Source organism: Mesorhizobium sp. WSM4822, assembly GCF_055811155.1.
The window spans coordinates 674,590-686,598 of sequence record NZ_JBVVQM010000001.1 but is presented as its reverse complement, the minus strand read 5'-3'; the positions used below and the strand labels follow the sequence as shown (position 1 = coordinate 686,598).

Genomic DNA, 12,009 nt, shown 5'->3' with positions numbered 1-12,009 from the left:
CAGCGGCCTTCCTTCAGTAGCCGCGCAAAAACAATGAGTTGGAGCGGTTCAGTGAATCAAACATTGAACCGGCGCCTTTGCAGCTGGGCTGCGGCGGGCACGCGCCGTCGAATTCAAGCGGCTTGATCGTCCCGCTCATCCGCCTCGCCGTTGATCTCGCGCAGCAGCCTTTCGATGTCGGCCTTCGGGAGACGGTTCGGCGAGTTGGTCGCGCATCAGCCGGCGCAACGTCGAGGTCAGCGCGCCCGGCGTCGCATTGTAGCGCGCCAGCAGTGCCCGCTCGCTGATGATCCATCCAGGACACCGAGTGCCATGTCGCGCATCACTTTCTCGTCGAGAGAAAGCGACCCCACCTGATCTCGGCGAGCGCCCGGCTGGATCGCTTCGAGCAATCAAGCCGCGGTTGGGCTCGTAAGTTACGACCCCTTCACCCTGCAATTGCACCAGAGCGTGACGCACAGGTGTACGCGAGACGCCAAGGGTCGCCGCGATCTCCGCCTCGTTGATCCGCTCACCGACTTGAATTCGCTCGAAGAACTGAGCCCGAAGCTGATTGCGAATGCGTTCCTGGAGCGGCGAGGCTGCGGTCATACTGACCCTGCATGCGCGCCGCCGGGCCGAGCCGGATCGAAGCCGAACCGCATGCGTATTCCGAAGACATGGACACGACAAACATGGCGCGCCACTACATCGCAACTTGGCTATCGTGGCCTTGGGAGACGCGGTTTACCACCGAAATGAAATCCGCGACCAGCTTGTCCGGCGTGCCTCGATAATCGATGGCGATGACGCATTCCTGCATGGTCGGGCTTATTTGGCAGCCTGATCGTAGCCTTCGTGCTGTCGCTCAATGGCCCGAATATCTCGTTCTACCCGGCGCCACGCCTACCATGCCATCGGTCGCCTGGAGCGCACTGCGCTATGGCGTCAAGCCGGAGCTCTATGCGCTTCGTCGATCACCAACATTATGGTATTTGCCGCAATCGCGGTGCTTTATTTCGTTGCACGCTCGGACAGAAACGGCCGATGGAGTGACATGTCATGCTTGTGGTGCTTTCGGCGGGCCGGAATTCTGGTGAGGCCTGCTTGCACGTCCTGCATTGTGCCCCAGGGGCTGGCGAATGACGATGGAGGTCCCCGACGAGAAAGTCGATTGTATCGTCATCGGCACCGGCGTCGTCGGCCTGGCGATTGCGCGGCGGCTGGCGCTCGAGGGACGCGAAGTTCTTGTCGTGGAGGCCGAGGACAGCCCCGGGCTGGGCACGTCGAGCCGCAACAGCGAGGTCATCCATGCCGGCATCTACTATCCGAAGGGCAGCCTGAAAGCGCAGCTATGCGTCGAAGGAAAGAACGCGCTTTACCGCTATTGCGAAGCGCGCGGGATTCCGCACAAACGCATCGGCAAGCTGATCGTCGCCGCCAGCGACGCGGAATTGCCGATCCTGGAGGGGATCCGGACCAAGGCTGCGGACAATGGTGTTGCGGACCTGGAGATGCTCAGCCGCGCGGATGTGGAACGCCTTGAGCCTGAACTGGACGTTGCCGGCGCGCTTTTGTCCCCAAGCACGGGGATCGTCGACAGCCGCGCGCTGATGCTGGGGCTACAGGGCGATGCCGAGAATGCCGGTGCCACCTTTGCGTTTCGCGCGCCGGTTCTCGGCGGCAGCGTCGACGAAACGGGCTGCGAGCTCCAGTTTGGCGGCGATATGGAAGGCTATAGGATCGCCGCAAATCTGGTCATCAATGCGGCCGGATTGTCAGCCCATCTCGTTGCCCGGAGCCTTGCGGGCGGGCATGGCGGCAAAATCCCAGATGTCACCTACGTCAAAGGCAATTACTTTGCGCTTGGACGCCGCCCGTCCTTCAACCATCTTGTTTATCCGGTTCCGGAACCAGGCGGCCTCGGAGTTCACCTGACGCTGGATATGGCCGGATCGGTTCGTTTCGGGCCGGACGTCGAGCCCGTCGATGAGGTCGGCTACGCGGTCGACCCAACTCGGGCCACACCATTTTACGCGGCCATCCGACGCTATTGGCCGGGGCTGAGGGACGGGGAACTGGAGCCGAGCTATTGCGGGCTGCGGCCTAAAACGAACGGGTTGCAGTTCGGCGATTTCGACATTCTGGCAGATCCGTCCGGACGGCTGATCAGTCTTTTCGGAATCGAGTCACCTGGCCTGACAAGTGCGCTCGCCCTGTCAGATAGGGTTGTTCAACTAGTCAGAACGACGAACTCGTCTTGCTTTAGCCTTTGACCGCTCCAGCGGTCATGGATCCTGATATCTGCCGATACATCACAAGACCCAGCAAGGCCGGCGGCAAGGCACCCAGCATCATGACCGCGGAAGCGGTTCCCCATTTTACGCCGCCGCCGCTTGCGGCGAAGAAGAAGGACGCGCCGACCGTCATCGGCACGGCACGGCTGGTTGTCAGCATGAGACCGAAGAGGAACTCGTTCCAGGCAGTGATGAAGCCGAAAATGAAGGTTGTGACGAGCGCCGGTCGGATGACGGGCCGGACGATCATCATCATCACCTGCAAGGAACTTGCGCCATCGACTTTCGCCGCCTCGTCGAGTTCGACCGGTACATCTGAAATCGCGTTCACCAGGATGACGAGCGCAAGAGGCGCGTTGACGATGGTCAGGATGAGCCCGAGCCCGATCTGCGTATCGAGCAGGCCCAGCCACTGGTACATCATGTAAAGCGGGATCGCGAAGATGATCAGCGGTACGGCGCGAAGATTGATGACGATCGGCAGGACCAAGCGCTTTCCCGCGTCGCTACGCGCGATTGCATAGGCAGCCGGGAACGCGAGCACGATCGCAAGGCCGGTTCCGATCAGCGCCGCCACGGTGCTGTTCAGCAGGTAGGCATAGATGTTGAAGCGGCTGGTCTGCGTCAGAACCTCCAGATAGTTGTCGAGCGTCGGCTGGCTGATCCACAAACCGGGGTTCGTCGAAAGCTCGCGCTGGCTTTTGAGCGATGTGATCAGCGTCACGATAATGGGGAAATTCATCGCCAGCACGGCGATGGCAAAAACGATCCAGCGCAGTGCCCTGACCATCGTCAACGCTTCCTGCGGCCGGCAAGCCGGTTAAGGCCGTGGAGAACGATGAACGACGCCAGGAACAGGATAACCGAAGCGGCGACCGCCTTGCCGATAGCCCCTTCCTTGAAGAAGGCCTGATAGATGTAGATCGACAAGGACGTCGTTGACCCGCCAGCGCCACTGCCGGTCAGCGCATAGACATTGTCGAACACCCGGAAACCGTCGATGAAACGGATGAAAAACGCGATGACCAGCGTCGGCTTCATCAGCGGCAGGTCGATCCACCGAACGATCTCAAACGGTGATGCGCCATCGAGCGAGGAGGCTTCGCGCACGTCGAGCGGTATGGCCGAATAGGCCATGTAGAAGAGCAGGAAGGCGAAAGGCGTCCATTGCAGCGTCTCCACGACGACAAGGGTGCGGAAGGCATTGTCGATGTCGAGGAAGGCCGGGCTGTCGCCAAACCATTCGAAGAGATAGTAGGGGACGGGGCCCGCGAATTCATGCAGCACCAGCCGGTACATGAGACCGACCATGGCCGGTGCGACCATCAGCGGCAGCATCAACGGCGCCATCAGGACTGGACGCTTGCACAGAAGCGGCGCCAGGAAGATAGCAAGGAAAAGGCCGATCAGACATTCCGCCGATGCGGTAAGAATACCGAAGCGCAGCGAGAACCAGGCCGAGCTCCAGAATTCGCGGTCGTTCAACACCGCGACATAGTTACCGAAACCGCTCAACACCGGACTGCGCAAGGTCTCGAATGTGACGGTCGAAACGGAATAGATCAGATTGACGATCGCCGGAAAGCCGAGGAACAGAAGCAGGAAGCCGACCAGCGGCGTCAGATACATCCTGCCTTCGGCACGTGTCACAAGGGCCATGTCGATCCGCCAAACGCGCCGGACACCGGGCCTCGGCCCGGCATCCGGCCAATAATTTATTTCTTCAGAAGGTCCTGCATGCCCGCCTTGGTGTGGGCGAGCGCATCCTCGAGGCTCTGCTGGCCGGACCAGTAGCCGGTGAACTCCTTTGCCTGCAGCTCATAGACCGGGAGCGCACTCGCGGACGTCGCTCCGGTCATGACATAGCCGTACTTGCTGGCGAATTCGCCGAGCTTGACGAGGTCGGGACGTTCCTTCGCAACCTTGGCCACGACATCGGGAGACAATGCCGGCGAACCGCCGTTGCGCGCATAGAGCAAGGCCGCATCCTCGGTGGCGAGCCACTTCAGGAACTTGACGGCGCCTTCCTTGTTCTTGGCGTTCTTGTTAAGGCCCAAACCAAGGCCGTGGATATGATCAGCGCGTCCGTCGGAACCTGCCGGTGGCGCGACGATCCCGGTCACCTCGGCGACGGCCGGGGATTTTTCGGTGCTGGTCAGATCCGCCGCCGCGGCATTCCACTGCAGCGCCGTCGCGGCCTGGCCGGATGCGAAGGCCGCGTTGGTTTCCGCATATTCGTAGCTCAGCGAATCCTTGGGTGAAGAACCGGCATCATAGAGTTTCTTGTAGAGCTCGAGGGCGGTCTTGTAGGCATCGGAATCCACCGTGACATTGCCGTTCTTGTCCATCCAGTCGCCGCCGTAGGAGCGCGGCAGGGACTGGAAGACCATCATGTTGAACAGCAGGTTCTTCATCTGCAGGACCGTGCCATAACGCACCGGGCTGTCGGGGTTCACCTGCTTGGCGAAATAGAGGGCGGTGGCCGCCCAGTCGTCCCAGGTCCAGCTGTCCGGGTCTTTCGGCTGCAGCGGCTTGCCGAGATATTTCTGGGCGATTTCACCATAGGTCTTCTTGGCGGCGTCATCCCCGATCAAGGCGTCGATGAGATCCTTGCGGTAGTACATGAAGTGCAACGAAAGGTCTGTCGGCACGCCGTATTGCTTGCCGTCGAACTGCATCGTCTTGAGAACGGATTCGCCGAAAACCTTGATCGCGTCCGTGCCAAGATCGACCGGCTCCATATAGGGCGCGTAGCGACCGAGCGAGTAGGTGGCGACGAGGTTCACGTCGAAGGCACTGGATCCGGCCGCCATGTCAGCCTGCAGCTTGTCGTAAAAGCCTTCCCGGTTGAAGAACAGCAACTCCACCTTGTCGGCATCGCTGGCCTGCTTGTTGTAGGTTTCCACGGTTGCCCGCAGTGCGGTTTCCTCGGAGCCGCCAGGCCAGCCGAGCACGGTCACGGTTGCGTTGGCAAAGGTCGGCAAAGCCGTCCCCGCAAGGAGGGTGGCCATAAGCGCAAAAGATGTCCTGCTCAATTTCATGATCGTTCCCTTCTTTTTTGATGATTTTTGCATGACACGACCGGGGCGCCGTTACCTTGCCCATTCGGCAAGATCGGCAACACCGATGACGCCGGCGTGGCCTCCGAGCTTCGCCGCCACGAGATGGGGGGAAAGGCGCGGCGGGACCTCGCTCAGATGTGCGCGCACCCGGTCGAGATAGCCTTCTGCAAGACCGATGCTGCCGCCGATGACGATCAATTTCGGATCGAACATCATCTGAATGTCCCAGCATAGCGCCGCGACCCGCGAGGCGCTCCGCGAGACGATGGCGCCGGCCCAGTCCTCGCCCTTCAGCGCGTGTCCGAACACATCGGCGGCGTCCGCCTTGGAACCGGCCTTGAGGGCCTCCGAAGCGATCCAGCGGCCGGAGGTGCTGTCTTCGAGCGGAGCCCGGTCTTCAGACAGACCACGGATCAGACCGAAGTGACCGGCTAGACCGGACAGCAATCGGTCGTTGCAAACGATGCCGCCGCCAATTCCGGTCGAGATGGTCAGAAAGACGATGTCGCGACCTTGCCCGGCGCCGAATTTGTATTCGCCCCAGGCAGCCGCCTGGGCATCGTTGAACGCACAGACCGGCTTGCCGAAAACAGCGGATGCCCTTTCGACCAGCGGGTAGCCGTCGGGAATGCCAAGGGTTGCCGGATTCAATGCCGACCAGCGTCCATCCTGCACCAGTCCGGTCACCGCAATGCCGATGCGGCTGAAGCGGCTCGACCAGGCTGACGTGCTTTGCGCGAGGGATGCCAGCCAGGCGTCGGGTCCAGCCTCTCGCGCGGTCCGCACGATCTTGTCCTCGATCACCGTGCCATCGTTGACCAGCGCGGCCATGGTCTTGGTTCCCCCGATGTCGATGCCCAGGACGGATGGGCCCAGGACGGTTGGGCCCAGGACACTTGTGCCAAGGGCGGTTTGCGCGCCCCTCGCCGCATAGGCGTCGGAAAGCGCCTGGTGGAACCATGAGGTGACGTGCTCGGTACGGGTGATCGCCGAGCCGACAACCACGGCACAGGCGCCGGCGCGCGCGGCGGCAGCCGCCTGCTCAGGCGACCGGATACGCCCTTCGGCAATGACGTAGGGGGTCAGGGTTCGCATTTCAGCGATGAGGGCGATATCCGGATCCTGCGGCTCCGGCCCGCCGACATAGCCGGAAAGCGTCGTGCCGACGAAATCGACACCCGCGGCAAGGGCCCGGCGCGCATCGTCAAGGCAAGAGCAATCGGCCATGGTCAGCTTGTTCCTGGCCTTGACGGCTTTCACAAGCGCTTCGACAGGAACGGGACGGACACGCTCCGTCGCATCGAAAGCGATGATATCGGCGCCCGCCTCGGCCAGGGCCTCGACATCGGCCAGATAGGGTGTGATGCGCACGGGACTGTCGGTGAGATCGCGCTTGACGATACCGATGATCGGCACGCGGACGGCCAGGCGGGCGGCCGCGACATAGGGCACGGATTCGATGCGCAGGGCCTTGGCTCCGGCTTCAACAGCGGCCCTGGCAAAGCCCGTCACGAACTGCGCACTGTCCATCGGGCCGCCGGGAACCGGCTGGCAGGACACGATGAGACTGTTGGCGATGTCTTCCCGCTGCACGTCGGCACTCCCTTGTCGCCATCACGATAAATGGAAAATACCAGATTACAACCAGTTCATAACTGGTATTATCTTTGCAGCTCGAAGACGAAATCGTAGACGTCGCCTTTGTAGCGTGTCTCGCAGTATTCCACGATCTGTCCGTCGGCGAGAAAGCAGCGGCGCTCGGTCATCAGCAGCGGTGCGCCCGCGTCACAATGAAGGTGCTTTGCATCCTCCAGCGACGCGCCGCGCGAGCGCATGCGCTGGATTGCCCTCTGAGGCATGAAGCCGCGTGCATCAAGCGCTTCATAAAGGGAATCCTGAACCATCTCGGGCGAAGGAAGGAAGCGAACCGGCACGGCCGAGACCTCGACGGCGATCGGCGCGCCATCGGCCGTCCTCACACGACGCATGCGAACCACATTGGTATTGCCCGCAATACCCAGGGCCATCATTTCGGCCGGGGATGGACGGCTTATCTGCTTGGAAAGCCATAGACATCCAGGCTTCAGGCCGCGCGCCAGAATGTCCTCCGAAAAGCTCGTCAGCGTCGAAAGCGATTTTTCGACCCGCGACCCGATCTCGGTTTTGGAACCATGCCGGCGATTGAGCTGCCCTTCCTCTTCGAGCAACGCCAGAGCTTTTCTCACGGTGACACGCGAGATCGACAGGGCTTCCGCCAGAACCCGCTCGCCCGGCAGAACCGCGCCGGCTTTCAAAGCATTGGAACGGATCGCTGCCTCGATCGCCGATTTCAACCGTCTGTAAAGCGGCACATCGGACGCTGTCGCTTCCATTTCCCGGCTGACAAGCCCGATCAGGTTCACGGTTGTCATTGCCCTTCCTCCCGCGCGAGAAGCACCCAGGATCAAAACATTCCTGACTGGACCTATACTGGTATTATCAATCCGGTGCAAACGGCCAGCGGACGGTGCTTCGCCGCGCCCTCAGCGCATCACGATCCCTTAGCGAACCCTCGGTGACAGCTTCATGGAGATGCGATCGCAGGCAGCCCGCAGGACCTCCAGAGTAAAGGCATGGCGGCTTTCACGCGTATGGCGATTGATATAGGCGACGATAATGGAGGCGACGGCGCTGCCGTCCGGTCCGATGACCGGACAGCAGATATCGGTGATGCCGACGAAGTCGCGGCTTTCGCGCATCCAGTAGCCGTCCGCGCGGATGGTACGAAGCTGCTTTTCCAGCGCGTCACGATCCAGCGGCGCCGGTGAATGCGCCGCACATTCATCGATCATCCGCGCTGCGACCTTTGGTGACTGGAAGGCAAGTATCACATGGCCGGAGGTCGCGTCGGTGGCCAGGCGGCCGTAGCCGAGGCGCAGCGTGAACGCCATGTCCTCGCCGCCGGGAGCGGCCGCGGTCACGACGGTCAAGCCATGATTGAAGACGACCAGGTGCGGCGACTGATTTGAGTCCCCGGCAATCTGCGTCAGCTCGGGCATGGCGGCGGACATGAGATCCTGAGCGCTCGGCGTGTGCAGCCCCAGCTTGAAAAGCTTGTCGGTCAACGAATAGGCGTCGGTCTCGGCGTTGCGCTCGATATATTGACGCTCCTGCAGCGCGATCAGCATCCGGAAAATCTCATTCTTCGAACGGCCGAGGCCTTCCGCGATCTCCTTCATCGTCAAGGGCGCCCGCGCCTCCGCCAGCAGTTCCAGGACATCCAGACCCTTGGTCAGTGCCGGGGCCGAATAGGTCGGTTTGCCACTCTCTTTTGCATCATCTGCCATTCGAAGAATCCCCGGTGGTCCCGCACGATAGAGACAAGAAATCGGAATTGCCATTGGTTTTATATCCAAACTTGACACCATATATAAAACTGACATGATGACGGGGACAATGAATTTCGAGGCCGACCCGATGACCGTACCGAGACCTGCAAACACTGTGCGCGCGACCATCACTCCCCGGAACAACAGTGTTTACACGTCGGTCGACTTCGATCGCGAGGGCAAGCAGATCGGTTTCTTCCATGTGCCTCAATCGCCGCACGACGATGCCTGGGGCACGGTCCGCGTTCCGCTCGCCGTCATCAAGAACGGTGACGGTCCGACGGTCCTGATCGAGGGTGGCAACCACGGCGACGAATATGAGGGGCCGATCGCGCTCGGCGAGCTTCTGCGCGAGATCGATCCACGGGATATTGCCGGACGCATCATTGCGATTCCGGCCATCAACATCCGGGCCGTCGAGGCCGGCACCCGCACCTCCCCGGTCGACGGGTTGAATTTCAACCGCAGTTTCCCGGGCGATTTCAACGGCACGCTGACAAGCCAGATCGCGGCTTACGTGCATGACGTCCTGTTTCCGATGGCCGACTACTTCCTGGATCTCCATTCCGGCGGTTCGTCCCTGATGATCCTGCCGAGCGCGATCATCGAGCCCTCCCCGACCGCGCAGGGGCATCGCAAGAACATCAGGGCGACGCTCGCCTTCGGGGCGCCGACCGTTGTCATGGTCGACAATCTCGGTGAAACCCGGACCTCGACCGCGTCCGCCAACCACCAGGGGCTGATCGTCATCGGCAGTGAGATGGCCGGCGGCGGCCTTGTCAGTCCGGATGCGCTGGCCATCTGCCGTAGGGGCATCCGCAATGTGCTGAAACATGCAGGCGTTCTGAAGGGCGCGCCTGACATCGCCCCTGGCGCCAACGCGCGCGTGCTCAAGGTTCCCGGAAGCGAAGGCTATCTGCTTTCCGAGGAGGACGGTGTCTTCGAACCCTTGAGCCCGCTCGGCAGTGCCGTCAGCAAAGGCGACCTTGCCGGACGCATTCACTTCCTCCACACGCCGTCACGCGCGCCCATCGATCTCCTTCACCCCATCGACGGCATCGTTTTCGCCAAGCGTCAGCCCGGCCGCGTGCGTCCGGGGAATTGCTGCTTCGTGCTTGCCAACGAATATCCGGAGGCACTGACCGATGAGCCATGAGGACATCATGGCGGCTGCCCGGCGCATTGCCCCCTTCATACGGCGCACCCCGGTCGTCAAGCTCGACCATGCCACGGGCGCAAACCTTCAAAATGATGTCTATTTGAAACTGGAATGCCTCCAGGTGAGCGGCTCCTTCAAGATCAGGGGCGCCACGAACCGGGTTAAAACGCTCGAGCCAAGCCGGATCGAAAACGGACTGATCGCCGCATCCGGCGGCAATCACGGCCTGGCCACTGCCTATGTGGCTGCCCGGGCCGGCGTTCCCGCCACCATTTACCTGCCGAACAATGCAAGCCCGCTGAAGGCGGAAAAGCTTCGCAAATGGGGGGCTGACGTTCGCTTCGAAGGCAATGTCTGGGATGAAGCGCATGAGGCTGCATCGGCCGAGGCAAAGGCGTGCGGCGCCTTCTACATGCATCCCTTCGCCGATGCCCAGATCGTGTCCGGTCAGGGAACCGTGGCGCTGGAGATGGCCGATCAGATGCCCGATGCCGACATCTATATCGTCGCGATCGGCGGTGGCGGGCTCATCAGCGGCATGTCCGAAGTCCTGAAGCACGTCAAAACCGAAGCCAGGATCATCGGTGTCGAGCCGACCGGTTCACCGACCCTTCACGCCTCCCTGGCTGCCGGCCGTGTCGTTCGCTTGCCCGAGATAACGACGAAGGTGGCGACCATGGCCTGCGGCCGCACGGACGAAAGCATCTACGAGATCGTCGCCAAGCACGTCGACGACATCGTCCTTGTCGAGGATGCGGACATGCAGAAGGCCGCTGAATTGCTCTGGTTCGAATTCGGCATCGCCGCCGACCTCAGCGGCGCGGCATCGCTGGCCGCGTTGATGAGCGGCGCTTTCAAGCCACCGCGCGGCGCTCGCATCGCCGGGCTTGTCTGTGGCGCCGGTGTCGAGGGCCTGAATGGCTGAGGTTGAGCAAGGCCGGTCCACGCAGACGCGGCCCTGACATGGATACGGCACGAGTGCCGCGAAATACCGCCGGAATGCCTGTCACTGGGACGGTCGTCGTGCGGGACATGAAAAAGAGGCGAAGAATCGTCCTGTCGCAACAAGAGGAGAACTGAAACATGCGCATTTCCCTGAAAGCATCCATTGCTCTGCTCGCACTCGCCATCGCGACGCCCTCGCTTGCCGCGGAAAAGGTTTTGGGGCTTGCGGCAATCGACCTGCAGAACTCCTTCTTCGTCCGCATGAAGGAAGCGGGCGACGTGGCTGCCGCCGACTATGGGGTGAAATCCACTTGGCAGAGCGCAGAGGGCAGTTTGGAAAAACAGGTCAGCATCATCGAGAATTTCATCAATCAGGGCGTCAGCGCGATCCTGATCGATCCGATCGACAAGAACGCGGTCATTCCGGTCATCCAGAAAGCCACCGCCGCCGGCATTCCGGTGATCACCATGGGCAACAAGGTCGAGGCCGGCTCGAACTACTCGACGCTCTATCCGGACTACGACAACATGTCGATGGTTGCCCGCGCGCTCGGCAAGTCGCTTGGCGGCAAGGGCGAAGTCGCCCTGCTCGTCGGTTCGCGTGGCAACTTCGTGTCCGACACGCGCGAAAAAGGCTTTGTCGAAACCCTGAAAAAGGAGTTTCCGGACATCAAGATTGTCGGCATCGAGCCGACCGGCTGGGACGCAGCCAAGGCAACCAATGCCGCCCAGACCTGGCTCACCACCTATCCGGATCTGAAGGCCATCGGCTGCATCTCCGACAGCCTTTGCCTGGCCGCCGATTCCGTTGCCAGCTCGATGGGAACCCAGTTGCTCTACGGCGGCTATGACGGCGACGCCGAGATGAGGCCGCTGATCGACGACGGCAAGATGGTGATGGACGTGCTGACCGGCGCCTATCGTGTCGGCTACTGGAACATCGCCGTTGCCGCTCGCCTGGCCAACGGCGAAAAGCTGCCGCAGGATCTCTACATGCCGACCTATTTCGTGACCTCGGATGCGACGGCCGCGAAGCTCAAGGCGGATGGCCTCACCTTCGAATACATCAACACCGACAAAGAGGCGGTGGAAGCCAAGAACTATACCGAGCAACTCGGTCCCAAGGTTCCGGCGACCGCCATGACCCTGGCAAAGTAACAGCCTAAAAGCGGCTCAAGCGCCGGATGACGTATCATCCG

12 protein-coding genes are annotated in these 12,009 nt (G+C 61.5%); 4 read left to right on the top strand and 8 right to left on the bottom strand.

From position 1 onward, the window contains the following. Positions 1 to 13: 13 nt before the first annotated feature. Complete coding sequence (locus AC0L3E_RS03415; protein ID WP_281062094.1) at positions 14 to 139, bottom strand: hypothetical protein; 126 nt, start codon at positions 137 to 139, stop codon at positions 14 to 16. Next, the gene (locus AC0L3E_RS03410; RefSeq protein WP_128308733.1) at positions 136 to 591 is read right to left on the bottom strand and encodes a GntR family transcriptional regulator; all 456 of its coding nucleotides are present in this window, start codon (positions 589 to 591) and stop codon (positions 136 to 138) included. Before AC0L3E_RS03410 ends, AC0L3E_RS03415 begins: the two co-directional genes overlap by 4 nt. 530 nt (positions 592 to 1,121) lie before the next feature. Between AC0L3E_RS03410 and AC0L3E_RS03405 the strand changes: the two genes are divergently transcribed. Further along, positions 1,122 to 2,255 (top strand): NAD(P)/FAD-dependent oxidoreductase, encoded by a 1,134-nt coding sequence (locus AC0L3E_RS03405; RefSeq protein WP_473604215.1) that lies wholly within the window; start codon positions 1,122 to 1,124, stop codon positions 2,253 to 2,255. On the opposite strand, the gene AC0L3E_RS03400 is transcribed toward AC0L3E_RS03405, so the two are convergent. From AC0L3E_RS03400 to AC0L3E_RS03375, 6 genes are all read right to left on the bottom strand, one after another. Further along, positions 2,245 to 3,066 (bottom strand): carbohydrate ABC transporter permease, encoded by an 822-nt coding sequence (locus AC0L3E_RS03400; protein ID WP_128308731.1) that lies wholly within the window; start codon positions 3,064 to 3,066, stop codon positions 2,245 to 2,247. The genes AC0L3E_RS03405 and AC0L3E_RS03400 overlap by 11 nt on opposite strands. 2 nt (positions 3,067 to 3,068) lie before the next feature. Next, positions 3,069 to 3,935 carry a carbohydrate ABC transporter permease gene (locus tag AC0L3E_RS03395; RefSeq protein ID WP_473604213.1) on the bottom strand — a complete coding sequence of 289 codons (867 nt, stop codon included), beginning with the start codon at positions 3,933 to 3,935 and terminating at the stop codon, positions 3,069 to 3,071. 56 nt (positions 3,936 to 3,991) lie between these two features. Next, positions 3,992 to 5,287 carry an ABC transporter substrate-binding protein gene (locus AC0L3E_RS03390; protein WP_245469870.1) on the bottom strand — a complete coding sequence of 432 codons (1,296 nt, stop codon included), beginning with the start codon at positions 5,285 to 5,287 and terminating at the stop codon, positions 3,992 to 3,994. An 81-nt stretch (positions 5,288 to 5,368) separates the two neighbouring features. Then, on the bottom strand, positions 5,369 to 6,868 hold the full coding sequence (locus AC0L3E_RS03385; protein WP_245469873.1) for a putative N-acetylmannosamine-6-phosphate 2-epimerase: 1,500 nt from the start codon (positions 6,866 to 6,868) through the stop codon (positions 5,369 to 5,371). Positions 6,869 to 6,999: 131 nt separating this feature from the next. Continuing rightward, positions 7,000 to 7,749 carry a GntR family transcriptional regulator gene (locus AC0L3E_RS03380; RefSeq protein ID WP_128308727.1) on the bottom strand — a complete coding sequence of 250 codons (750 nt, stop codon included), beginning with the start codon at positions 7,747 to 7,749 and terminating at the stop codon, positions 7,000 to 7,002. A 129-nt stretch (positions 7,750 to 7,878) separates the two neighbouring features. Further along, the gene (locus AC0L3E_RS03375) at positions 7,879 to 8,718 is read right to left on the bottom strand and encodes an IclR family transcriptional regulator (RefSeq protein WP_206631227.1); all 840 of its coding nucleotides are present in this window, start codon (positions 8,716 to 8,718) and stop codon (positions 7,879 to 7,881) included. Between the two features lie 40 nt (positions 8,719 to 8,758). Between AC0L3E_RS03375 and AC0L3E_RS03370 the strand changes: the two genes are divergently transcribed. From AC0L3E_RS03370 to AC0L3E_RS03360, 3 genes are all read left to right on the top strand, one after another. Beyond that, on the top strand, positions 8,759 to 9,862 hold the full coding sequence (locus tag AC0L3E_RS03370) for a succinylglutamate desuccinylase/aspartoacylase family protein (protein WP_473604211.1): 1,104 nt from the start codon (positions 8,759 to 8,761) through the stop codon (positions 9,860 to 9,862). Beyond that, positions 9,852 to 10,790, top strand: coding sequence for a threonine ammonia-lyase (locus AC0L3E_RS03365; protein ID WP_473604210.1), 939 nt, complete (start codon positions 9,852 to 9,854; stop codon positions 10,788 to 10,790). The genes AC0L3E_RS03370 and AC0L3E_RS03365 overlap by 11 nt, the downstream gene beginning before the upstream one ends. A 158-nt stretch (positions 10,791 to 10,948) precedes the next feature. Further along, positions 10,949 to 11,968: a sugar ABC transporter substrate-binding protein gene (locus AC0L3E_RS03360; RefSeq protein ID WP_292560352.1), complete on the top strand. Its 1,020-nt coding sequence runs from the start codon at positions 10,949 to 10,951 to the stop codon at positions 11,966 to 11,968. Positions 11,969 to 12,009 lie beyond the last annotated feature (41 nt).